20 protein-coding genes are annotated in these 23,524 nt (G+C 71.9%); 4 read left to right on the top strand and 16 right to left on the bottom strand.

Annotated features, from left to right (window positions below; genetic code table 11):
* Positions 1–63 precede the first annotated feature (63 nt).
* Positions 64–1,203 carry an aminoglycoside phosphotransferase family protein gene (locus ACFYZJ_RS09170; RefSeq protein ID WP_388564646.1) on the top strand — a complete coding sequence of 380 codons (1,140 nt, stop codon included), beginning with the start codon at positions 64–66 and terminating at the stop codon, positions 1,201–1,203.
* Positions 1,204–1,491: 288 nt separating this feature from the next.
* Entirely contained in the window at positions 1,492–3,465 is a 1,974-nt protein-coding gene (locus ACFYZJ_RS09165) for an N-acetylmuramoyl-L-alanine amidase (protein ID WP_388564643.1), read from the top strand.
* Positions 3,466–3,544: 79 nt separating this feature from the next.
* Here the strand turns inward: ACFYZJ_RS09165 and ACFYZJ_RS09160 are convergent, their stop codons facing one another.
* From ACFYZJ_RS09160 to ACFYZJ_RS09125, 8 genes are all read right to left on the bottom strand, one after another.
* The gene (locus ACFYZJ_RS09160; protein ID WP_200419591.1) at positions 3,545–4,042 is read right to left on the bottom strand and encodes a hypothetical protein; all 498 of its coding nucleotides are present in this window, start codon (positions 4,040–4,042) and stop codon (positions 3,545–3,547) included.
* A 102-nt stretch (positions 4,043–4,144) separates the two neighbouring features.
* Positions 4,145–4,615 (bottom strand): nuclear transport factor 2 family protein, encoded by a 471-nt coding sequence (locus ACFYZJ_RS09155; RefSeq protein WP_388564641.1) that lies wholly within the window; start codon positions 4,613–4,615, stop codon positions 4,145–4,147.
* On the bottom strand, positions 4,612–5,520 hold the full coding sequence (locus tag ACFYZJ_RS09150; protein ID WP_388564638.1) for a universal stress protein: 909 nt from the start codon (positions 5,518–5,520) through the stop codon (positions 4,612–4,614). Before ACFYZJ_RS09150 ends, ACFYZJ_RS09155 begins: the two co-directional genes overlap by 4 nt.
* 123 nt (positions 5,521–5,643) lie before the next feature.
* On the bottom strand, positions 5,644–5,886 hold the full coding sequence (locus ACFYZJ_RS09145; RefSeq protein WP_388564636.1) for a DUF397 domain-containing protein: 243 nt from the start codon (positions 5,884–5,886) through the stop codon (positions 5,644–5,646).
* Positions 5,887–5,969: 83 nt separating this feature from the next.
* Positions 5,970–7,136 carry a thiolase domain-containing protein gene (locus tag ACFYZJ_RS09140; RefSeq protein WP_388564633.1) on the bottom strand — a complete coding sequence of 389 codons (1,167 nt, stop codon included), beginning with the start codon at positions 7,134–7,136 and terminating at the stop codon, positions 5,970–5,972.
* Positions 7,133–8,182 carry a thiolase domain-containing protein gene (locus tag ACFYZJ_RS09135; RefSeq protein WP_388564631.1) on the bottom strand — a complete coding sequence of 350 codons (1,050 nt, stop codon included), beginning with the start codon at positions 8,180–8,182 and terminating at the stop codon, positions 7,133–7,135. The genes ACFYZJ_RS09140 and ACFYZJ_RS09135 overlap by 4 nt, the downstream gene beginning before the upstream one ends.
* Positions 8,179–9,120, bottom strand: coding sequence for a Zn-ribbon domain-containing OB-fold protein (locus ACFYZJ_RS09130; protein ID WP_388564628.1), 942 nt, complete (start codon positions 9,118–9,120; stop codon positions 8,179–8,181). The genes ACFYZJ_RS09135 and ACFYZJ_RS09130 overlap by 4 nt, the downstream gene beginning before the upstream one ends.
* Positions 9,121–9,141: 21 nt before the next feature.
* The gene (locus ACFYZJ_RS09125) at positions 9,142–9,942 is read right to left on the bottom strand and encodes a crotonase/enoyl-CoA hydratase family protein (RefSeq protein WP_388565560.1); all 801 of its coding nucleotides are present in this window, start codon (positions 9,940–9,942) and stop codon (positions 9,142–9,144) included.
* 184 nt (positions 9,943–10,126) lie between these two features.
* On the opposite strand from ACFYZJ_RS09125, the gene ACFYZJ_RS09120 reads away from it, so the two are divergent.
* Entirely contained in the window at positions 10,127–11,752 is a 1,626-nt protein-coding gene (locus tag ACFYZJ_RS09120; RefSeq protein ID WP_388564626.1) for an acyl-CoA synthetase, read from the top strand.
* Between the two features lie 662 nt (positions 11,753–12,414).
* Here the strand turns inward: ACFYZJ_RS09120 and ACFYZJ_RS09115 are convergent.
* Positions 12,415–13,260, bottom strand: a complete 846-nt coding sequence (locus ACFYZJ_RS09115) for an alpha/beta fold hydrolase (protein ID WP_388564623.1) — start codon at positions 13,258–13,260, stop codon at positions 12,415–12,417.
* 149 nt (positions 13,261–13,409) lie between these two features.
* Here ACFYZJ_RS09115 and paaK point away from each other — a divergent pair, with 149 nt between their 5' ends.
* The gene (gene paaK / locus ACFYZJ_RS09110) at positions 13,410–14,705 is read left to right on the top strand and encodes a phenylacetate--CoA ligase PaaK (RefSeq protein WP_388564620.1); all 1,296 of its coding nucleotides are present in this window, start codon (positions 13,410–13,412) and stop codon (positions 14,703–14,705) included.
* A 7-nt stretch (positions 14,706–14,712) separates the two neighbouring features.
* Here paaK and ACFYZJ_RS09105 read toward each other — a convergent pair whose 3' ends face one another.
* The 7 genes from ACFYZJ_RS09105 to ACFYZJ_RS09075 form a co-directional block, all read right to left on the bottom strand.
* Positions 14,713–16,209, bottom strand: coding sequence for an acyl-CoA synthetase (locus tag ACFYZJ_RS09105; RefSeq protein ID WP_388564617.1), 1,497 nt, complete (start codon positions 16,207–16,209; stop codon positions 14,713–14,715).
* 70 nt (positions 16,210–16,279) lie between these two features.
* On the bottom strand, positions 16,280–17,830 hold the full coding sequence (locus ACFYZJ_RS09100; protein WP_388564614.1) for an acyl-CoA synthetase: 1,551 nt from the start codon (positions 17,828–17,830) through the stop codon (positions 16,280–16,282).
* Entirely contained in the window at positions 17,827–18,936 is a 1,110-nt protein-coding gene (locus tag ACFYZJ_RS09095) for a nitronate monooxygenase (RefSeq protein WP_388564611.1), read from the bottom strand. The genes ACFYZJ_RS09100 and ACFYZJ_RS09095 overlap by 4 nt, the downstream gene beginning before the upstream one ends.
* 62 nt (positions 18,937–18,998) lie before the next feature.
* A complete protein-coding gene (locus ACFYZJ_RS09090) occupies positions 18,999–20,609 on the bottom strand; it encodes a phytoene desaturase family protein (protein WP_388564609.1) in 1,611 nt (536 codons plus the stop codon).
* A 58-nt stretch (positions 20,610–20,667) separates the two neighbouring features.
* Positions 20,668–21,555 (bottom strand): oxygenase MpaB family protein, encoded by an 888-nt coding sequence (locus ACFYZJ_RS09085; RefSeq protein WP_388565558.1) that lies wholly within the window; start codon positions 21,553–21,555, stop codon positions 20,668–20,670.
* 203 nt (positions 21,556–21,758) lie between these two features.
* A complete protein-coding gene (locus tag ACFYZJ_RS09080; protein ID WP_388564605.1) occupies positions 21,759–22,184 on the bottom strand; it encodes a hypothetical protein in 426 nt (141 codons plus the stop codon).
* 174 nt (positions 22,185–22,358) lie between these two features.
* Positions 22,359–23,396, bottom strand: a complete 1,038-nt coding sequence (locus ACFYZJ_RS09075) for a LacI family DNA-binding transcriptional regulator (RefSeq protein WP_388564603.1) — start codon at positions 23,394–23,396, stop codon at positions 22,359–22,361.
* Positions 23,397–23,524 lie beyond the last annotated feature (128 nt).

The raw sequence follows: 23,524 nt of genomic DNA, 5'->3' as shown, positions 1-23,524 counted from the left end.
CCTGCGGCGGCCGGGCCGGGCGGGCGCGGAACTCGCAGGCACACGAAGGGATCTGTCTCACCCATGTACGCAGCATCGTCCTCCGTGTCCGCCCCGCCCCGGTCGCTGCGCCCCCGTCCGGGCGCCGGCGGCCCCTATCTCGAGCCCGTGCGACCGGCGGCCCCCGTGCTCGGTGCCGGCAGGACGCGGCGCGTTCCGGGCGTCGGCACCCAGCCGCTCAGCGGGAGAATCGACTTGTCCGGCCCCCAGGGCGCGCAGCTGCGCACGGCGATCGCCTCGGTGCACCGCATCTGTCCGGAGTTCACACCGGTGCAGGTCCTGCGCCGCAGCGGGCGCTCCGTGCTCCTCGTCGGCACCACGGGGCGCAGTACGGCCGTGGCCAAGTGTTTACTGGACCAGTCCCCGATCTGGTCCGACCGGCTGCGGCATGAAATAGCGGCGTACCGGTCGTTCGTCCGGCACCGCCCCCCGGTGCGGGTGCCCCGGTTGATCGCGGCGGACCCGGACAACTGCACCCTGGTGATCGAGCGGATGCCGGGCCGGGTGGCCGCACTGCAGCGGCACCCGGCGGAGGCGCCACCGCGCGCGGACATCCGGGCGGCACTGGGCGCGATCTGCCGGCTCAACGCCTGGCGGCCCCCGGCGGGCACGTTCGACGCCCCGCTGGACTACGCGGAGCGGATCTCGCGCTTCCACGATCTGGGCTTGCTCACGGACCGGGACCTGGGCGATCTGCAGAAGCTGCTGCACGGCATCGCCCAGTCGGCGGGCCGGCAGGGCATGGGCCAGTTCTGCCACGGCGACGCGCTGCTGTCGAACATCCTGCTCTCGCCGGCGGGCCCGGTGCTGCTGGACTGGGAGCACGCGGGCTGGTACCTGCCCGGGTACGACCTGGCGACGCTGTGGGCCGTTCTCGGCGACGCGCCCGTGGCACGGCGTCAGATCAGCCAGATCGCGCAGTCGGCCGGACCGGCGGCGCGCGACGCGTTCCTGGTGAACCTGATGCTGGTCCTGACCCGCGAGATCCGCACGTACGAGACGGCCGTGCAGCGTTCGATGCACGACACGGCCCCGGCGGCACCGGGAGTGGCCCACCCTGGCGCCGTCCCGTCCGGCGAGGAGCAGCGACTGCTGCTGCGGCGGCTGCACGACGACTGCCAGATGGCCCGGCGGGCCGTACGAGCGGCGGTCGGCACTCGCTGACGGGGACCTGGGTCCGCGGTGCGCTCGCGACAGCGGCGCACCGCGGACCTTCGTCGTGTCCGGCCGCCCGAGGAAGCTTTCGACGGCCCTCCGTTCGGTTCATCGGTCCATGCCGGTGACGCCCCGCAGGCCCTGTCACCGCCGCGCGTGAAACTCCCGGCAACCCCTGCTGACGTGGGAACTCCCCTGGGTGCGCGCCTGATTGACGGATCGTCGGTCACCAGGTACCACTGACGGACGTTCGGCCCCCGCACGCCCCAGAGCGCCCGACCGTCCCAGGAGGCTGCATTGCGAGGATCCGCCATCGCCCCCCACACCCCGGGGCACAGACGTACCCTCAGGACCGCGGGCGCCGTCGCCTCCGCGGCGCTGTTGCTGCCGCTGCTGGGCGCCGCACCGGCACCCCGGCAGGACACCCCCGTCGGCCTGCAGAACGCGTTCGTCGCCGCGTCCGCCCGCTACCACGTTCCGCAGAGCGTGCTGCTCGGCGTCTCCTACCTCCAATCCCGCTGGGACACGCACGGCGGCGCGCCGAGCGTCGCGGGCGGTTACGGCCCGATGCACCTGACGGACGCCCGCACCGCGATGGCCACCGAGGCGGCGCACCGCAGCGAGGGAGCGGACGACGCGCGCGGCGACCAGGCGCGTCCCGCGCTGGTGACCACCACCGAGGTGCCGGTCGACGCGCAGCTGCCGGCCCGGCTGAAGACGCTGCCCAGGGCGGCCGCGCTGACCGGTCTTCCGGCCGAGCGGCTGCGCACCGACCCGGCGGCGAACATCGCGGGCGGGGCCGCCCTGCTCGCCGCCGCGCAGCGGCACCTGGGCGAGCCGCTGAGCGCCGACCCGGCCGACTGGTACGGGGCAGTGGCCGAGTTCTCCGGTGCGGACGACAGCGCCACGGCCGCCTCGTACGCGAACGATGTCTTCGCGGTGCTGCGCGAGGGTGAGCAGCGCACCACGGACACCGGTGAGGACGTGCGGCTCCCCGCGGAGCCGGACCTCGCGCCCGACACCTCCCAGCTGGGGCGCGCCGGGCTGCGCACCGCCGACGCGGACGGGACCGAGTGCCCCAGGAGCGTGTCCTGCGAGTGGGTCCCCGCGCCGTACGCGCAGTTCGGCGACAACGACTACGGCAACCACGACCTGGGTGACCGCCCGGTCTCGCAGCGCATCAGGTACATCGTCGTCCACGACACGGAAGGCCGGTGGGACGGCGTCCTGAAGCTGGTCCAGGACCCGACCTATGTGTCGTGGAACTACACGGTCCGCTCCACGGACGGACTGATCGCCCAGCACGTGAAGGCGAAGGACGTGGCCTGGCACGCGGGCAACTGGTACGTCAACGCCACGTCGGTGGGCATCGAGCACGAGGGGTTCCTCGCCTCGCCGGACGCCTGGTACACGGAGGCGATGTACCGCGCGTCGGCGCGGCTGGTGAGGTACCTCGCCGGGAAGTACGGCATCCCGCTGGACCGTCAGCACATCCTCGGCCACGACAACGTTCCGGGACCGACGGCGTCGTACATCCCGGGGATGCACACGGACCCGGGCCCGTACTGGGACTGGCGGCACTACTTCGAGCTGCTGGGCAGGCCGTTCCACGCCACGGCCGGGCCGAGGGGCGGGCTGGTGACGATCCTCCCGGACTACGCGGCGAACCAGCCGCGGTACACGGGCTGCACCACCGCGGGCGAGCCGTGCCCGGCGCACGGCTCCAGCGAGGTCCGGCTGTACAGCGCGCCGGACGAATCCGCGACCCTCATCAAGGACATCGGGCTGCACCCCGCCGGGGGCGACTCGACGATCGACGTGAACGATGTCGGCTCGCGGGCGGCCACGGGCCAGCGGTACGCGGTCGCGGACCGGGACGGGGACTGGACGGCGGTCTGGTACCTGGGCCAGAAGGCCTGGTTCAGGAACCCGCCGAGGCAGCCGGTGGCGGTGTACGCGTCCGGGTTCGTGGTGACGCCCAGGGACGGTCTCACCGACATCCCGGTGTACGGCCGCGCCTACCCCGAGAGGGAGGCGTACCCGCAGGGGGTGCCCGTGCAGTCGGTCTCGCCGCTGCCGTACCGGCTCCCGGCGGGTCAGCGGTATGTGATCGGCGACGTCGTGCCGGGTGAGTACTTCTACTCGACCACCTTCACCACGGACTCGCACCGGGTGGTGGTCGGCAAGGACCTGTACTACGAGATCCAGTTCGGCCACCGGGTGGCGTTCGTCCGGGCGGCGGACGTTCGGGGGGTGCCTTCGGCGTCGTAGCACGAAAGCGTCAGATCGTGACACGCGGGGAGGGCCGGGACCACCGACCCGTGGTCCCGGCCCTCCCCGCGTTCTGGGGTCAGCCCTGCTGGAACAGCTCCGCGGGCAGGGGCTTCAGCAGCGCGTACAGGTCGTCCGTGATGGGACGGTCCCAGGCGGCGATGGTCACCAGGACGCCGTCGCTGCGGTCGAACTGGACGCAGGAGATCCGGCTCTCGGAGAGCTTGAGGCGGCGCACGATGAGGAGGTTGTCGCCCTGCATCACCGGGATGTCCTCGCTCCCGACGACGGTGACCTCCTCGTCGTTCTCCAGCGCGAGCAGGAGCTGGGCCACCTCGAAGGGGACCTCGCCCTCGGCGACGTCGCGGGCTGGGGAGCCCTCCGGCAGATTACCGATGATCATCGCGGGCCCGCGACCGCCGAAGAGGTCGTAGCGCAGGAAGACGCCCTGGCAGCTGCCGTCGGGCGCGGGCAGCAGACCGGCACCGAGATTGCCCGGCCAGTCACCCGGGTCCATGGCCAGTACGTCGAAGTCGGGCCCGGCGGGGGTGGCACTGCGGCGGCGGAGGAAGGACATGCCGCAATGGTACGTGCCCGACCGCGAAACCAGGGCCGCCCCCTGGCGAAGCCGATCACGCTTCGCGGGGCGTGGGGCGACCACGCGCTGAACGTGAACCGGTCACGTTCCGCCGAGCGGGACACGCCGCGCGACCACCCGCCGCCGGCTGATCCGCCAGCCGTCCCGGCCGCGTACGACCGTGTCGTCGTAGGTCACGCTGCCGCAGGTGCCGTCCGTGTACACCCCGAGGCCCTTGGACAGGGCGCGCACCTGCCCGGGGGTGATCTCGGTGAGGACGACGTTGGTGATGTGGTGGGCGACCGGGTTCGCGGAGCCGAGGACCACGGACGCCTCCCGGACGGCGGTGATGCCGGTCAGCGGCTCCTGGCCGAAGTCGGTGACGTCGTAGACGACGTCGGCGGTGAACAGCTCGTCGAGCCGGTCCAGCTCGCCGGCGTCGAAGAGATGGCCGTGCAGGGACAGCAGCTCGGTGATGGCCGTCCGGTCGTCGGCGTTCAGTGCCATGGCTTCCACCTCCGGCATGATCATGCCATCCAGCCGGGCCTGGGCGGGATGTGTTCGCCCGGTCATCCGGCGGGCTCCACGGTGGGTGGGATCACCGCGACGGGGCTCGCCGCGTGCAGCAGCACCGCCTGGGTCACCGAGCCGAGCATGCGGGCGGGGGCGAGCAGACGGCGGCGGTGGCGGCCCACCACGACCAGTTCGGCACCCAGGGACGCCGCGACCAGGTGGCCCGCCGCGTCGCCGGGGGGCGTGACGAGGTCTGTCGGCACGTCCGGGTGCTGCGCGTGGTGGGGGGCCAGGAGGGTCGCGGCCAGGGTACGGATCTCCTCCTCCACGGCGTCCTCGTCGACCGCCGGGGGCATGAGTTCGCCGGGTGCCGGCCAGATCCCCAACGGGGGCCAGGGGTGGGTGGCGATCACATACAGCCGGGCGTGGCGGCGGGCCGCCTCCGCGAAGGCGAAGGCCAGGGTGGCGTCGGCGGGGCTGTCGACGTGCAGACCGACGACCACCCGTTGGCCGGGGGCGACGGGCGGCCCTTCGTGCACCTCGCGACCCGGGCGCGGCACCACGACCACCGGGCAGGCGGTGTCACGTGCGGCGGCCAGGCTCGTGGAGCCGAGCAGCAGGCTCGCGAAGCCACCGCGGCCCCGTGAGCCGAGCACCATCAGCTGGGCACCGGCTCCGAGTTCGGGCAGGACCGCGGCCGGGAAGCCGTCCACCGCCAGGTAATCGGTGACCGGGCGGTCGGTCCTGTCGTGCAGGCGTGCCCTGACGTCCTCGAGCACCGGGTCCTCGGGGGACGCCGGAGGTCCGGCGACCAGGGCGCCGGGTTGTGCCCAGGGCCCGTACTGCCGCACATGGACCACCCGCAGCGGCGCCTCGCGCAGCCGTGCGGCGGTCAGTGCCCAGTCCAGGGCGCGCAGGCTGTCGTCCGATCCGTCGACGGCCGCGATGACCGGCTCGGTGCTCATGGAATCCTCGCCTCCGGGACGCGGCTGTGTTCCCCAAGCCTGACGCAGAGGGCGGCCCCGGGGCGGGTTCACCGGCCGCGTGTCCGGAGATTCGGCGGCGGCGAGGAATCGGTGGGCGAGGCGTCAGGTGAGGTCGAACTCCCCCTCCCGCGCCCCCGACACGAACGCCCCCCACTCCGCGGGGGTGAAGATCAGGGAAGGGCTCTCGGGGCGGCCGCTGTTGCGCATCGCGATGAAGCCCTCCACGAAGGCGATCTGGACATCCCCGAGCCCTCGGCTGCTGGACTGCCACTCGGCGTTGCTGAGGTCCAGTTCCGGCTTGTCCCAGCCCGCGAACGGGTGCTGCTGGATGGTGCTCTCGGCCACGTCCGTGCTCCTCCCGGTTCGTCGTCCGCGGCCAGCCTAGCGATCGCGCCGCACGGCCGACAGGGCACGTGAGGGGGATGCGTTCATGAGCTCGGCGGCCGGTCGCCGACCAGCCACATGGAGAAGAACTGCGACCCGCCGCCATAGGCGTGCCCGAGCACCCGGCGGGCCCCGTCGACCTGGTGTTCCCCGGCCTGCCCGCGCACCTGGAGCGCCGCCTCCGCGAAGCGGATCATGCCGGAGGCTCCGATGGGGTTGGTGGACAGCACCCCGCCCGACATGTTGACGGGGAGGTCTCCGTCGAGTTCGGTCACCCCGGACTCGGTGAGCTTCCAGCCCTCGCCCTCCTCGGCGAAGCCGAGGTTCTCCAGCCACATCGGTTCGTACCAGGAGAACGGCACGTAGATCTCGGCCGCGTCGATGTCCCGGCGCGGGTCGGTGACACCGGCCTGCCGGTAGACATCGGCGGCGCAGTCCCTTCCGGCCCGGGGCGACACGAAGTCCTTGCCCGCGAAGAGGGTCGGCTCGCTGCGCATGGCGCCGCCGAGCATCCAGGCGGGCGGCCGGGGTGAACGGGCCGCCCCCGCACGGTCGGTGAGCACCATCGCGCAGGCGCCGTCCGAGGAGGGGCAGGTCTCGGAGTAGCGGATCGGGTCCCACAGCATGGGTGAGGACTGCACCTTCTCCAGCGTGATGTCGTGTTCGTGCAGATGCGCGTACGGGTTCTTGAGCGCGTTGCGCCGGTCCTTGTACGCCACCAGCGAGCCGATGGTGTCGGGGGCGCCGCTGCGCCGCATGTACGCCCGTACGTGCGGCGCGAAGAAGCCGCCGGCGCCGGCCAGGAGCGGCTGCTGGAAGGGGATCGGGAGCGAAAGGCCCCACATGGCGTTGGACTCGGACTGTTTCTCGAAGGCCAGGGTCAGGACGGTGCGGTGGACACCGGCCGCCACGAGGTTCGCGGCGACGAGCGCGGTGGAGCCGCCGACCGAACCGGCCGTGTGCACCCGCAGCATGGGCTTGCCGACGGCACCGAGGGCGTCGGCGAGGTACAGCTCCGGCATCATCACGCCCTCGAAGAAGTCGGGCGCCTTGCCGATGACGACGGCCTCGATGTCCGCCCATGTCAACCCGGCGTCCTCCAGGGCCCGTCCGGCGGCCTCCCGCACCAGGCCCGCGATCGACACGTCCCGGCGCGCCGCCACGTGCCGGGTCTGGCCGATCCCCACGACGGCCACGGGTTCCTTGCTCATCGCGGATCCCCTTCGAGTACGGCGACCAGGTTCTGTTGCAGACACGGTCCGGAGGTGGCGTGGGCCAGGGCGCGGTCGGACTCCCCCCGGTGGATGCGGGCGGCGGCCTCGCCGATGCGGATGAGCCCGGCGGCCATGATCGGGTGGGCGGCGAGGGCTCCCCCGGAAGGATTGACGGTGACGCTGTCGTCGAGGGCGAGCGCCTTGCGCAGGACCACCTCCTGGGGGGTGAACGGCGTGTGCAACTCGGCCGTGTCGACCGGCCGTTCGAAGGCACCCGCCTTCTCGGCGGCGAGTCGCGTGGACGGCGAGTCCGTCAGGTCGCGCACGCCGAGCCCGTGCGCCTCGATCCGGTGGTCGATGCCCCGGATCCAGGCGGGCCGTGCGCACAGCTCCCGGGCCCGCTCCCCCGCCGCGAGGACCACGGCGGCGGCTCCGTCACCGATGGGCGGGCAGTCCCCGGTGCGCAACGGCCGTACGAGGTAGTCCCCCTGGGGTACCGGACTCCGGAGCTGCGCATGGGAGTTGGCGCTCGCCGCCGCGCGGTTGCGGGCGGCGACGGCAGCCAGTGCCGGCTCGTCGGTCTCGCCGGCGTCGATGAGCGCCTGTGCCTGGAGAGCGGCCAGGGCCACGGAGTCGGGCCACAGAGGGGCGACGTAGTAGGGGTCGAGTTGGCGGGTCAGCACGTCCCGTAGGGAGCCGGGTGAGGACTTGCCGTAGGAGTAGACGAGCGCGGTGTCGGCGTCGCCGGTGAGCAGCTTCGTCCACGCCTCGTACAGCGCCCAGGCGCCGTCCATCTCGACGTGCGACTCGGAGATCGGCGGCCAGGCACCCACTCCGTCCAGGGCGAGGGTGAAGGAGAAGGCTCGGCCGGCCAGGTAGTCGCTGGAGCCGGAGCAGGTGAAGCCGATGTCGGCGGTCTTCAGTCCGGTCCGCTCCAGCACCTGGTGCAGGACCGGCATGAGCATCTCCACCTCGGAGAGCTCGTCGCTGGCGCGCCGGTGGTCGGTCTGCGCGAAGGCGACGACGGCGATCTCGCGGGTCACAACAGCTCCTTGTACGCGTCGTAGTCGGCGTCGGGTTCGCCGGTGGGCCGGTAGTGGTCGGGGTGGCGCGCCCCTTCGGTCCACACCGGTTCGACGCGCAGGCCCATGCGCACCTGGTCGTAGGGGATGCCGCCGATACGGCCGTGCAGCGCGAGGTCGGCGCCGTCGAGGGCGATGTGCGCGTAGACGTACGGCACTTCGATGTCGAGGTTCCTGGCCTTGATGTTGACGATGCAGAACGTGGTGACCGTGCCGCGGGGACCCACTTCGACCTGTTCGTGTGTGGCGACGCCACAGGTGGGGCAGGCTCCGCGCGGCGGCGCGTAGACCTTGCGGCACTTCGGGCAGCGCTCGCCGACGGTGCGTTGTTCGGCGAGGGCCGCTATGTAGGCGGACTGGGCGCGGCCCGGCGAGTAGGTGTAGTCGAGACGGGCGGGGGCGACGATGCCGGTGATCGCGTCCTCGAACTGGCCGTCGTGGCCGCGCGCTCGGACCGGTTCGCCGTCGTACGGCTCGAAGCAGGCGATGTCCGTGATGGCACCGCAACGCTCCTCGGCCCAGCGGATGCGGACCCGCAGGCCGGTGCGGACGGCGTCGGGGCCGGAGGCGTCGAGGGCGTGCAGCAGGGCGGTGTCGGCGCCGTCGAGTCTCACCAGCACCCACGCGAAGGGGGTGGAGAACGGCTGGCCGCGGCGGGGCTCGTGGTTCCAGGCCCAGGTGGTGACCGTGCCGGTGGGGGCCACCTCGACGAGGTCGCGGATCTCCTCGGCGGTGACGGGGTCGTACTCGACGGGCGGGACGAGGGTACGGCCGTCGCGGGTCCTCACCCCGAGGACGACGCGTTCGCGCAGGCCGGTGAGGAAGGCGCTCTGGACGGGGCCGACCGAGCGGGTGAAGGGGAACTCGACGACAAGAGGGGCTTTGAGGACTCCGGGCATCTTGCGGACTCCTTCGGAGGGTCAGGCGCGCTTGTAGACGGGCGGGCGTTTCTCCGCGAAGGCGCGGGCGCCTTCCCTGGCGTCGGCGGTGTCGAAGACGGGCCAACCGCGTTCGAGTTCGGCGGCGAGCCCGTCGGTCTCCGTCATCTCGGCGCTCTCGTACACGGACGCCTTGACGGCCTCGACGGCCAGCGGCCCGCAGTCGTTGATCTGTTCGGCGATCTGAAGAGCCTTGGTGAGGGCGGTGCCGTCGGGCACGACATGGCCGACGAGTCCGATGGCGGCGGCCTCGTGCGCGGAGTAGGGGCGCCCGGTGAGCAGCATCTCCAGGGCATGGGTGCGTGGGATCTGCCGCTGGAGGCGGACCGTGGAGCCGCCGATCGGGAACAGTCCACGCCGGACCTCGAAGAGGCCGAAGGTCGCGGACTCGGCCGCCACCCGGATGTCGGTGCCCTGGAGGATCTCGGTGCCGCCCGCCACGCAGGGCCCCTCGACGGCGGCGATCACCGGTTTGCGGGGGCGGTGGTGGCGCAGCATCGCCTTCCAGTGCAGATCCGGGTCGGCGTCGAGCCGTTCGCGGTACCGCCGGCCCTCCATCCCCTTTCCGGCCAGGGCCTTGAGATCCATCCCGGCGCAGAAGGAGCCGCCGGCGCCGGTGAGCACGATCGAGCGGACGGCGTCGTCCTCGTCGGCCTGGACCCATCCGTCGTAGAGCCCCACCAGCATCGGCAACGAGAGCGCGTTCCTGGCCTCGGGCCTGTTGAGCGTGAGTACCAGTGTGGCGCCTTCTCGCTGCACGGTGAGGTGTTCCGTCCCGCCCATCGCTTCCTCCCGTCCGCTGAACGAGAACAGGTTGCAGGAGGGGTGGAACAAGGACAAGAGTTTTCTGACAGCTAGTCAGATTTCTTCGCCGAGCACCCTTCACAGTTGCGCCGGGCTTTGCTCTGATGACCGGCGAACCGTCGGATGCGTCCTTCCTTCGCTGTGCCGGCCGTCAGGAGGAGCGGTGGAGTACAACCTTGCCGACCTGTTCGAGTCGGTCGTCGACGTGGTCCCGGACCGTGAGGCGCTCGTGTACGTCGACCGGCCCGGCACAGGTGCGGAGCGGCGTCTCACCTACGCGGATCTGGACCGGGCGGCCAACCGCATCGGGCACCATCTGCTGGACGCCGGGATACGCCCTGGGGAGCACCTCGGGCTGCATCTGTACAACGGTGTGGAGTACCTGCAGACGGTACTGGGCTGCCTCAAGGCCCGGATCGTGCCGGTCAACGTCAACTACCGGTACCTGGAGGAGGAGTTGCTCTACCTCTACCGGGACGCGGACCTGGTCGCGCTGGTCTTCGACGCGGAGTTCACCGACCGGGTCGCGGCGGCGCTGCCGCGCGCGGAGAGGCTGCGGCACCTGGTGCGGGTCGGGACACCCGCACCGGACGCTATCGCGCTGCCCGCGGTGGACTTCGCCGGCGCCGAGGCCGCCGGGTCGCCGGAGCGGGGTTTCCCGGCGCGCTCGGGCGACGACCAGTTCATCATCTACACCGGCGGCACGACCGGCATGCCGAAGGGCGTGATGTGGCGGCAGGAGGACCTCTTCTTCTCCGGCCTGGGCGGCGGCGCCCCGACCGGCGAGCCGGTCGGCAAGCCCGAGGAGCTGGCCGAGCGGGTCGCGGCCGGTGGCGACGGCATCACCTTCTTCCCCACTCCGCCGCTGATGCACGGCACCTCGACGCTCACGGCGTTCATCGGGTTCAACTTCGGCCAGCGAGTCGTGCTGCACCGCAAGTTCGTGCCGGAGGAAGTCCTGCGGACGATCGAGAAGGAGAAGGTCACCAGCGTGTCCCTGGTGGGCGACGCGATGCTGCGGCCGTTGATCGACGCGCTGGGCGGGCCGATGAAGGGCACCGACTGCTCGTCCCTGTTCAGCGTGTCGTCATCCGGCGCGATCATGTCGGAGACCGTGCGCGCGCGGTTCCAGGCCCTCGTCCCGAACGCCGTGCTGCTGAACAACTTCGGCTCCTCGGAGTCCGGCTTCAACGGCACGGCGACCCCCGACTCCGGCCCTGACCGGGGTTTCCGCATCCGGGTCAACTCCCGTACGCGGGTCGTGGACCCGGTCACCCACGAGCCGGTGAAGGCCGGTGAGCCGGGCCGCATCGCGCAGCGCGGGCACGTGCCGCTCGGGTACTACAACGACCCGGGGAAAACGGCGGAGACGTTCTTCGAGAAGGACGGCGAGCGCTGGGTGCTGCTCGGCGACATGGCGACGGTGGACGAGGACGGCGTCGTCACCGTTCTGGGCCGTGGTTCGCAGTGCATCAACACCGGCGGCGAGAAGGTGTACCCCGAGGAGGTCGAACAGGCGCTCAAGTCGCATACGGACGTGTACGACGCGCTGGTGGTGGGGGTGCCGGACGCGACATGGGGCAACCAGGTGGCGGCGGTGGTGCAGGTGTGCCCGGGCGCGGCGCGCCCCTCCCTGGAGGACATCCAGGCCCACTGCCGGACACGGCTCGCGGGCTACAAGATCCCGCGCCGGCTGGTGGTCACGGAGGTCATCCGGCGCTCGCCCAGCGGCAAGGCGGATTACCGCTGGGCCAGGGAGGTGGCGGTGACGGCGGACCGCTCCGCATAGGACCTGTCCTCACCGGGGTCCTTGCCGGGACGCGGCGACCGGTGTCCGGACGAAGCGTGCCGAGAGGGTCGCCGCCGTGGGGAACCCCGCCGCGGCGACCACGGCCGACAGGTGCAGTCCCGCCACCGGATGTCCGGCGACCAGGGTGCCGAACAGGGCGATCCCGACCGCGCTGCCGGTCTGGCGGGAGGGGCAGCAGCGCGACCCCGGTCCACAGCGCGCTGTAGTGTCGCACCCGCGCGAAGTACAGCGGGCGAGGAACAGCAGCCCGTAGTAGCCCAATGTTGAACAGGCCGCCCACGCCGACGGAGGCGGACAGTTCAGGGCGCCGGAAGAGCGAGAGCGGCACCATGGGGGCCCGGGAGCGCGCCTCCAGCACCAGGAACGTGCCGAGCCCGAGGGCGCACGCCACCCAGGCGGCGAGGAACGTGCCGTCGCTCCAGCCGCGTTCGCCGGCCTCGATGAGGGCGGCGATCAGGCCCGCCAGGCCGACCATCCCGGAGGTCCGGACCGGGAGGCCCGGACCGGGAGGCCCGGGCCCGGTGGCGCAGGGCGCTCGGCGGCTCCTGCGGGACGCGGCGCACCGTCAGGACCGCCGAGAGGGCCGCCACCGGCAGGTTGCGGCCCGACTGACCTCCACGGCCGGCCGCTGGGGGTCGAGGTCAGCCTGCTCGGCCCGCGAGGAAGGCACCCACCCGGGCGGCGAAGTGCCCGGGGTCGTCCAGCCACGGGTAGTGTCCGGCGCCCGGCTGGACCGCCAACTCGGCGCGCGGGAACAACTCGGTGACGCGGCGGGCCAGTTCGGGGCGCGGGCCGCCGTCGAGTCCGCCCGCGTACATGAGGACCGGCGCGGCCAGCCGGGCGAGCGCGGCCAGCGTCGCGGGCGGGTCGAACGCCGCCTCGGAGAGGAAGACCTCGGCCGCCGCGTCGTTGGCCTGTCCCGCCCGGTCCGCCACGTGCTCCTGCGCCGCGGCGTCCCAGCGCCCGTAGAAGAAGGGGATGACGACCGGGTCGAACTCGCCGTCTCCCTTCAGCCAGGCCTCGTACGCCGGGAAGGCTTCCTCGAACCAGGGCTCGCCCTCGCGAAGCCGTGCCGCCTCGAGCCGGTCCTCGACCGTGGCGGGCATCCCGAGCCCCCACGGTGTGACGGTGATCAGGGCCAGCCGGGCGACGCGCTCCGGGAACCGGGCCGCGTAGAGCAGGGCGAGGCTGCCGCCCGCGGAGTGCGCGAGGATGTCCATCCGCTCCAGGCCGAGGTGCTCGCGCAGCGCCTCCACGTCGTCGACCAGCCGGTCACAGCGGTAGGTCTCCGGATCCGCCGGCACCGCCGAGTCCCCGGTCCCGCGCAGATCGAGCAGCACGAGCCGCCGCCGGCGGTCGAGCCCGCCGAGGTCCCCGAGGTACGCGGAGGCCCGCATGGGTCCACCGGGCAACACGATGATCGGTTCCCCCTCTCCGCGCAGGTGGTAGGCGAGTCGGGTCCCGTCGTACGCGTCGAAGGTGGGCATGCACGTGATCTTCGCAGCGGGGCGGGCTCCGCCGCAAGAAAGTTTTGGTCGGCCTCTTGCTTCCGGCCTGGTGGGCTGGATTACTGATCCTCGACATCTACCGAATGATCGGTTGACTGGTTTGCCGCATTTGTTAGGGAGGCGTCCCCATGGCGTACGACCAGGGCCTGCTGGACGCGGGAGAACGGCTCGACGCCCGGGCGCTGCGCGCCCTGCAGCTGGAGCGGTTGCGGGCCTCGCTGCGGCATGCCTACGAGCACGTGCCCTTCTACCGGGAGGCCTTCGACAAAGCGGGGGTGCGGCCGGAGGACTGCCGTACGCTCGCGGATCTCGCCCGGTTCCCGTTCACCGTGAAGGCGGACCTCAGGGAGCACTACCCGTACGGCATGTTCGCCGTCCCCAGGGAGCGGATTCGCCGCATCCACGCCTCCAGCGGCACCACCGGACGGCCCACGGTCGTGGGCTACACCGAGGGCGACCTGTCGATGTGGGCGGACATGGTGGCCCGGTCGATCCGCGCGGCCGGCGGCCGGCCCGGTGACACGGTGCATGTGGCGTACGGCTATGGCCTGTTCACCGGTGGCCTCGGCGCCCACTACGGCGCCGAGCGCCTCGGCTGTACGGTGATCCCCGCCTCGGGTGGCATGACGGCCCGCCAGGTGCAGCTGATCCAGGACCTCAGGCCCGGTGTCATCATGGTCACCCCCTCCTACATGCTGACCCTCCTCGACGAGTTCGAGCGCCGGGGCGTCGATCCGCGCAGCACCTCCCTGCGCGTCGGCATCTTCGGCGCCGAGCCGTGGACCGAGGAGATGCGGCGCGAGATCGAGGAGCGGTTCGCGATCGACGCGGTCGACATCTACGGCCTGTCGGAGGTGGTCGGTCCGGGTGTGGCGCAGGAGTGCGTCGAGACCAAGGACGGGCTCCATGTGTGGGAGGACCACTTCTACCCCGAGGTCGTCGACCCGATCACCGGCGAGGTGCTGCCGGACGGGGAGGAGGGAGAGCTGGTCTTCACCTCCCTCACCAAGGAGGCCATGCCCGTGATCCGCTACCGGACGCGGGACCTGACCCGGCTGCTGCCCGGCACCGCACGCGTCTTCCGGCGCATCGAGAAGATCACCGGGCGCAGCGACGACATGGTCATCCTGCGCGGGGTCAACCTCTTCCCCACGCAGTTCGAGGAGATCGTGCTGCGCACCCCGGGCGTGGCGCCGCACTTCCAGCTCCGGCTCACCCGCGAGGGCCGGCTCGATGCGCTGACGGTGCGGGCGGAGGCGCGGCCCGGCGCCACCCCGGAGCAGCGTGCGGCGGCGGCGCTCGCCATCGCCGCGGCCGTCAAGGACGGGATCGGTGTCTCGGTGGGGGTCGAGATCGTCGAACCGGAGTCCCTGGAGCGGTCCGTGGGCAAGATCAGGCGGATCGTGGACCTGCGGCCGCGCTGACCCGCCCTCAGCCCCCGAACCGGCTCCGCAGCTCCCGCTTGAGGATCTTCCCGCTCGCGTTGCGCGGCAGCTCGTCCACGAACAGCACCCTCTTCGGCGCCTTGAAGTGCGGCAGCCTGTCACGTACGTGGGCGATCAGTTCGGCCTCGGTGACCTCGCCGCGCGGGACGACGACCGCCGTCACCGCCTCGACCCACCGCTCGTCGGGCAGCCCGATCACCGCGGCCTCCGCGACCCGCTCGTGGGTATAGAGGGCGTCCTCGACCTGCCGGGAAGCGACCAGTACACCACCGGAGTTGATGACGTCCTTGACCCGGTCGACGATGGTGAAGTACCCGTCGACGTCCCGCACGGCGAGGTCCCCGGAGTGGAACCAGCCGTCGCGGAACGCCTCGGCGGTCTCCTCCGGCTTGTCCCAGTAGCCCTCGCACAACTGCGGTGAGCGGTAGACGATTTCACCTCGCTCACCGTCCGGCACGTCCTTGCCCGACTCGTCGACGAGCCTCGCCTCGACGAACAGCACCGGGCGTCCGCACGAGTCCATGCGTCCCTTGTGCTCGTAGGGCCCGAGGACCATGGCGAGCGGGCCGATCTCGCTCTGTCCGAAGCAGTTGTAGAACGCGAGTTTCGGCAGCCGCTCCTTCAGGCGTTCCAGGACCGGCACGGGCATGATCGAGGCGCCGTAGTACGCCTTGCGCAGCCCGTTCAGGTCGCGGGTGGCGAAGTCGGGACGGTTGGCGAGGCCGATCCACACGGTGGGCGGCGCGAACAGGCTGTCGGCGCGGCCCGCCTCGATGAGGTCGAAGAGCCGGTCGCCGTCGGGCGCGTCCAGGATGACGTTCTCCGCGCCGACGGCGAGGTAGGGCAGCAGGAAGACGTGCATCTGCGCCGAGTGGTAGAGCGGCAGCGCGTGCACGGGCCGGTCGCCCGCGCTCAGGTCGAGGGCGGTGATCGCGCTCAGGTACTCGTGCACCAGGGCACGGTGCGTCATCATCGCGCCCTTGGGCAGCGCGGTCGTGCCGGACGTGTACAGCAGTTGCACCAGGTCCTCGGCGCGCGGTTCCGCACCGTCGTACGGCTCGGTCGCGGCCAGGCGCGCGAGCAGCGAGTCGTCCGCGTCGCGCAGGGGCAGGCGCCGTACGCCGTCCGGGAGATTCCCGGAGAGGTCCGGGTCCGCGAGGACGACTGAGCAGCCGGACTGGTCGACGATGTACGCCAGGTCGTCGCCGGTCAGGTTCTGGTTCACCGGTACGTGCACCAGTCCGGCGCGGGCGCAGGCCAGGAAGGCGATCAGATAGGCGTCGGAGTTGTGGCCCAGGGCGCCGACCCGGTCGCCGGGGGCGAGCCCGGCCTCCCGCAGCACGCGGGCGGCGCGCGAGACGGCGTCGTCGAGTTCCGCGTAGGTCCACGACCGGTCGCCGTAGTGGATCGCCGTCCGCGCCGGGGTACGCCGGGCGCTGCGCCGCAGCGTGCCGTCGACCGTGACGCTACGTCCCGCCGTCATGTCCCGCTCCTCACTGTCCCCAGGCCCTGGCGCGATCCTCGCCGGGCACGCGGGGCAGGTCAAGCAGCGGTCACACGGGCCGGGTACGGCCCTCCCAGTACGGTTCGCGCAGCCGCCGCTTGTACAGCTTGCCGTTGGGGTCGCGGGGCATCGTGGCGATGAAGTCGACGCTCTTGGGCCTCTTGTACCCGGCGAGTCGGTGTGCGCAGTGGTCGAGGATGTCCTTGGCGAGCGCCGGGCCGGGCTCGTGGCCGGGGGCGGGTTCGACGACGGCCTTGACCTCCTCTCCCCAGTCGTCGTGCGGGATGCCGAAGGCGGCCGCGTCGGCGACGGCGGGGTGGGTGAGCAGGGCGGCCTCGATCTCGGCGGGGTAGATGTTGACGCCACCGGAGATGATCAGGTCGATCTTGCGGTCGCGCAGGAACAGATAGCCGTCCTCGTCGAGGTGGCCGAGGTCGCCGACGGTGAAGAAGTCGCCGATGCGGTTCTTGCGGGTCTTGGCCTCGTCCTTGTGGTACGTGAAGCCACCGGTGCTCATCTTCATGTAGACGGTGCCGAGTTCGCCGGGCGGGAGGCGGTTGCCGTCGTCGTCGAAGATCGCGAGTTCGCTGATGGGCCAGGCCTTGCCGACCGTGCCGGGTTTCTTCAGCCAGTCCTCGGCACTCGCGAAGGCACCACCGCCCTCGCTGGCCGCGTAGTACTCCTCCACGCACATGCCCCACCATTCGATCATCGCCCGCTTCACATGGTCGGGACAGGGGGCGGCGCCGTGGATGGCGTGCCGCATGGACGAGACGTCGTAGCGGGCCCTCACCTCGTCGGGCAGGGCGAGCAGGCGGTGGAACTGGGTCGGCACCATGTGCGTGTGGGTGCACCGGTGGGCGTCGATGAGGCGGAGCATCTCCTCGGGCGTCCACTTGTCCATCACGACCAGCGGGTGCCCGAGGTGCAGGGACGCGCCCGCGAACTGGAGCACGGCCGTGTGGTAGAGCGGTGAGCAGACGAGGTGGACGTTGTCGTCGTGGGGCCTGATGCCGAAGATGCCGAGGAAGCCGCCGAGGTAGGTCTCCTCGGGGGGTTTTCCGGGCAGTGGGCGGCGGATGCCGCGGGGGCGGCCCGTGGTGCCCGAGGTGTAGTTCATGACCCAGCCGAGGGTACGGTCACCGGGCGCCGACTCGGGCTGTCCGGCGAGGAGTTCGGCGTACGGCCGGAAGCCCTCGGCCTCGCCGACGCAGTACCGGTGGGTGGCCGGCAGCCGGGCCTCGTCGGCGGCAACGCGTGCCGCGCCCGCGAACCGCTGGTGCGCGACGATCACCTTGGCGCCGGAGTCGGAGACGATCCAGGCGATCTCGGGGCCGACGAGGTGGTGGTTGACGGGGACGAGGTAGAGACCGGCCTGAGTGGCGGCCAGGTACGCGGTGAGGAACTCGGCCCCGTTGGGCAGCACGACGGCGAAGGAGTCACCGGTCCGCAGCCCCGCGGCGCGCAGCCCGTGCACCAGCCGGTTGGCGGCGGCGAGCAGCCGTCCGGCGGTCCACTCCTCCCCGTCGGGGGCGATGAGGACGGTGCGGTCGGGGTCCGCCGCTGCCTGGGCCCAGAAACCGTTGGCGGCCTGGCTCACTGCTGGCTCCTTCCGGCGATCCGGTTGATGCGGTCGACGGCCCTCTCGAAGCCGCGGGTGAGGTCGTCGACGACGGCCTGGACGCTGCGTTCGCCGGTCATCCGGCCGACGATCTGGCCGACGGGCGTGCCGAGCAGCGGCTCCACCTCGTACTTCTGGATGCGGGTGATCGCCTCGGCGACCAGCAGGCCCTGCAGCGGCATGGGGAGCGCGCCCGGGCCGTCGGGGTCGTCCCAGGCGTCGGTCCACGCGGTACGCAACTGCCGCGCGGGTTTGCCGGTCAGCGCCCGGGAGCGGACGGTGTCGCCCGAGCCGGCGGCCAGCAGCTTGCGGACGAGGGCCGGCGAGGGGAGTTCGGCCTCGGTGGTGGTCAGCCAGATGGAGCCGAGCCAGACCCCCTGCGCGCCGAGCGCGAGGGCGGCGGCGACCTGCTGTCCGCTGCCGATGCCGCCGGCGGCCAGCACGGGCAACGGGTCGACGGCGTCGACCACTTCGGGCGTGAGCACCATGGTGGCGATCTCCCCGGTGTGACCACCGGCTTCGTACCCTTGCGCGACCACGATGTCGATGCCCGCCTCCTGGTGCTTGCGGGCGTGCCGGGCGCTCCCGGCGAGCGCGGCGACCAGGACGCCCTGGGAGTGGGCGCGTTCGACGACATCGGCGGGCGGGGAGCCGAGAGCGTTGGCGAGCAGCCTGATCGGGTGGTCGAAGGCGACGTCGAGCTGGCTGCGGGCGACCTGTTCCATCCAGCCGGTGATCCGCCATCCCGACGCGTCGCCCTCGGCGAGTTCGGGCACCCCGTGGGCGGCCAGGGTGTCCTTGACGAACTGCCGGTGTCCCTCCGGGATCATCGCCTCCACATCGGCCTCCGTCACGCCCTCCACCTTCTTGGCGGGCATCACGACGTCCAGTCCGTAGGGGCGGCCGTCGATGTGTGCGTCGACCCAGTCGAGGTCGCGCTTGAGGTCGTCGGGGGCGGTGTAGCGGACCGCGCCGAGCACGCCGAAACCGCCGGCCCGGCTGATGGCCGCGGCGACGGCGGGAAACGGCGTGAACCCGAAGAGGGCGTGCTCGACCCCGAGTCGCTTGCTCAGCTCCGTCTGCATGGGCGCAGGATGCCGCAGCGGTCGAGAGGACGGAAGAGTTTTTCTGATGCTCCGTCAGTTTCTTAAGGGGCTCCGGTTTTCGGCAGCGGCTCCCCGAGGTCCTCGAGCACCGCCATCGCCGCGTTGTGCCCGGGCACGCCGCTCACCCCGCCGCCGCGCACCGCTCCCGCGCCACACAGCAGGACGTTCGCGTGCCGGGTCTCCACGCCCCAGCGGCCGGTGCCCTCCTGGGCGTACGGCCAGGCCAGGTCGCGGTGGAAGATGTTGCCGCCGGGCAGACGCAGGTCGCGTTCCAGGTCGAGCGGGGACCTGGCCTCGATGCAGGGGCGCCCGCCCGCGTCCGTCGCCAGGCAGCTCTCGACCGGCTCGGCGAGGTGGGCGTCCAGCTGCGCCAGCGTCGACTTCAGCAGCTCCTCCCGTACGGCGTCGTTGTCGTCCGCGAAGAGCCGCGCGGGGGTGTGCAGGCCGAAGAGGGTGAGGGTCTGGTAGCCGCGCTCGACGAGGTCGGGGCCGAGGATGGAGGGGTCGGTGAGCGAGTGACAGTAGATCTCCGACGGCGGCGCGGCGGGCAGTGCACCGGCGGCGGCCTGGGCGTGGGCGGTGGCCAGTTGCTCGTACCCCTCGGCGATGTGGAAGGTGCCGGAGAACGCCTCGCGCGGATCGACCGTGGTGTCGCGCAGCGCGGGCAGCCGGGTGAGCAGCATGTTCACCTTCAGCTGGGCGCCCTCGGCCGGGGCCGGCGGACTGTCGCCGGTGAGCCGGGCCAGCTCCTGCGGGGAGGCGTTCACCAGGACATGCCGTGCGCAGACGGTGCGCTCCCCCTCCGCGCTCCGGTAGGTGACCTCGGCGGCGCGCCCGTCGGTGTCGATCCGTACCGCCTCACGCCCGGTGGCGATGACCGCCCCTGCGGCGCGCGCGGCGGTCGCGAGCGCGTCGGTGAGGGCGCCCATGCCGCCGACGGGGACGTCCCAGGCGCCGGTGCCGCCGCCGATGACGTGGTAGAGAAAGCAGCGGTTCTGCTTCAGGGAGGTGTCGTGGGCGTCCGCGAAGGTGCCGATGAGCGCGTCGGTGAGGACGACTCCGCGGACCAGGTCGTCGGTGAAGCGGGCCTCGATCGCGGCGCCGATCGGCTCCTCGAACAGGGCCCGCCACGCCTCCTCGTCGTCGATGCGGCGGCGCAGGTCGTCACGGGTGGGCAGCGGCTCGGTGAGTGTCGGGAACACCCGCTGGGCCACGCGTCCGGTCATCCCGTAGAAGCGCTGCCAGGCCTCGAACTCGCGGTCGGAGCCGGTGAGCCGGGCGAACGCCTCCCGGGTGCGCCGCTCGCCACCGCCGACGAGCAGCCCGGTGGGGCGCCCGTCGCGTTCGGCCGGCGTGTACGAGGAGACGGTGCGCGCCCGCACGCGGAAGTCCAGCCCCAGGTCCCGCACGATCTTCCGGGGCAGCAGACTGACCAGGTAGGAGTAGCGCGACAGCCGTGCGTCGACCCCGGCGAAGGGGCGCGTGGACACGGCGGCGCCGCCGGTGTGGTCCAGCCGCTCCAGGACGAGCACGGATCGCCCGGCCCGGGCCAGATAGGCGGCGGCCACGAGGCCGTTGTGGCCGCCGCCGACGATCACGGCGTCGTACCCCTCGTGTCTCTGTTTACCCTCGTGTCCTTCGCGTGCAGGCATGCTTCTTCGTAGCACGCGATGATCCGGATCGGCCAGAGACGGGCCGGGCGGCGCCCACTCAGCCGATGCGCCCGCCCACCTTGTACGGCGCGGGCCGGGCGCCGGGGCCGAGCCGGGCCATGGCGCGCAGAACATGCTTCGGCGGCAGTTGCCAGCGCACGCGTGCGGGGATGCGGCGCAGCAGGGTGCCGGTCAGGCGCAGCCGCCGGGTGACCGTCGCGGGGCTCGGGGACGGGCGGCCGTAGAGTTCGTGGGCGTACGGGGGCAGGGCGGCGTACGCCAGGTTCGCCACGCGCCGCCACAGCAGGGCGCGCGCCGGGACCAGCAGCGGGTGGATCGGCGGGCGCCGCAGGAAGTCGTCCACCTCGCGGGCTTCGGGCCCGGCGGCGAGTTCGGGCCGCACTTTCTCGAAGTATGCGGCCAACTCGGCCTGGTCCGCAGGGACCTGCTCGGGGTCGAGTCCGACGAGGGCGGCGGCGGCCCGGTTCTCCCGGACGTACCGGTCGGCCTGCGCCTCGGTGAGCCGGAAGCCCGAGCGGCGCAGGACGTGCAGGTAGGAATCGATCTCGGCGCAGTGCACCCACAGCAGCAACTCGGGTTCGTCGACTGCGTACCGCTCCCCCGTGTCGGGGTCCGTGGCGCCGAGCATGCCGTGGATCTTCCGCACCCTCGCCGCCATGCGCTCGGCGGCCTCGGTGGTGCCGTACGTCGTCGTACCGACGAAGTTGGCGGTGCGCATCAGCCGGCCCCAGGCGTCGCGGCGGAGGTCGGAGTTCTGCAGGACGCCGCGCACGGTGGGCGGGTGCAGGGCCTGGAGATAGAGCGCGCGGATGCCGGCGACCCACATCATGGGGTCGCCGTGCATCTGCCAGGTCACCGATGAGGGCCCGTAGAACCCCGGATCCGCGTCCACGCGGCCAGTGTTACCTGGCCCGCCGGACTCCATCAACCCGCCGGCCACCGCGGTACGCCCCCTCGGCGACCGGACCTGCGGCGACTTGTTCGGCCGCCCGACCGGACAGCGACACCACGGCTCACATAGGTGCAAACCCGCTGCCAGGTCAGCGCCCCGGCGGACGCCAGGTGCGTCGGTGTCCCGGGCACCCGTGTGCCGCCTGCCGGGGCGAAGGCCGCCTTGGAGCGGGCCTCTTACAGGACGGCGACGGTCTCCTGGTTGGCGTAGCTGAACCCGTCGTTGTCGAAGTAGAAGACGGTGACCTTGACCTTGTCCCCCTTCTCGAAGTGCGACCCCACGGCCGGGCGCAGCGCGACCTGCGCGATGTGGCTGTCGTAGTCGCACACGAGCTTGTCCTTCTTGATGGTGCCCGCGGCGATCGACTCGTCGTGGCTGCCCCGGAGCGTCGTCGCGTTGGCCACGAGCTGGTGGTCCATGCCGGGGTCGCAGGAGTAGGTGACCTTCACCTGCAGGCCCGGAGCATGGAGCGACACCTTGTCGATGGCCAGCAGGTTGGCCTTCGCCGCCGCCGAGGGTGCCCCCGCCAGGACGCCCGCACCGACCAGGAGAGCGGTGGCCGCTGTCCCGGCGAGGCGTCGCCGCAGACTGGATGACTGCATCGTTGTTTCCTTCCCCCTTGCGCGGTCACCCTTGGTCGAGGCGTTGGAGGAGCATCCAACTGAGCGGGTGACCACGGAAGTTGATCGATTTCCGATCTGGATGTTACGTGATCTTTGAGAGTTATGGCGCCGGATGCCAGTTCTGGGGGTGTGCCGGGCTCGATCACCCCTTGATCACCCCTCGGTCACCGCCCCAGGCGGCAGGTTGAACGGTGTGACGACCTGGATGGGCGACGGAGGACGGGACCCTTCCTCAGGGAGTGCCCCGTGCGCCCGCATGACCGTCTGGCAGGCACGGCGCATGTCCTGGCGCAGGTCGTGGTGGAGTACGGCGGAGATACGGCGTTCCCTCAGCAGGCGGGTGTTGTCCCGGTCGAGGTCGTGCGCGATGAAGACGGCCGGGGCGCGGCCGAGTGCCGCGAAGGCCTCCAGGGTCGCCGCGTTGCCGCCGCCGATGGAGTACACGGCGTTGATGTCGGGGTCCTTTTCCAGCGCGGCCAGGACCAGGTCGCGCTGGGTGGCGTCCAGGCCGTCGCTGTCGGTGACCTCGACCACGGTGCGGTCGGGGCAGGTCATCCGGAGTGCGCCGCGGAAGCCCATTTCGCGTTCCTCCTCGCCGCGGAAGAAGCCCCGACTGATGGTGACGAGCACATGGCCGGGGCGGTCGCCCAGCCACTGGTCGAGGAGGTACGCGGCGGTGGCTCCCGCGGCGCGGTTGTCGATGCCGACATAGGCGAGGCGGGCGCTGCCCGGCAGGTCCGTCACCAGGGTGACGACGGGGATCCCGGTCGCGACGAGCCTGCCCACGGCGTCGGTGATCTCGGGCAGGTCCGGGGCCTTGAGGATCACGCCCTGGGTGCCGCGCCGGGCGATCCGGTCCAGGGCGCGGACCAGTTCCGCGGGCGGGCAGGTCTCGCGGAAGTGGAAGCGGGAGCGGACGACCGCCGGGTGCAGGGAGGGCAGTTCGGCCTCCAGGGCCTCGCGCACCGCGGTGGAGAACCGGGCCGGGGTCTGCATCACGATGTCGATCATGAAGGTACGGCCGCCGATGCGGACCTGCGTCCGCTGCCGGTCCAGATCCCTGATCGCCTGGTGCACCTCGCGCGCCGTGCTCTCCCGTACCCCTCCCCGGTGGTTGAGGACGCGGTCGACGGTGGCCTGGCTCAGTCCGGCCTGACGGGCGATCTCGCGGATCGTGTACGGGTGTCCCATGGCTGTTCCCGGGAGTCGAGGAGGGCGGTCGGGCGGCTTGTCGATGATGGTTTTTTGATGGGCTTCTGATCATTGATTGACGGACCCGGGTTCACAAGACTGGCGGAGACGACGGCACGACGAAAGGA

The sequence above is a fragment of the Streptomyces sp. NPDC001848 genome (genome assembly GCF_042891915.1).
GTDB lineage: Bacteria > Actinomycetota > Actinomycetes > Streptomycetales > Streptomycetaceae > Streptomyces.
This window is presented reverse-complemented; position numbering and strand designations above follow the sequence as displayed.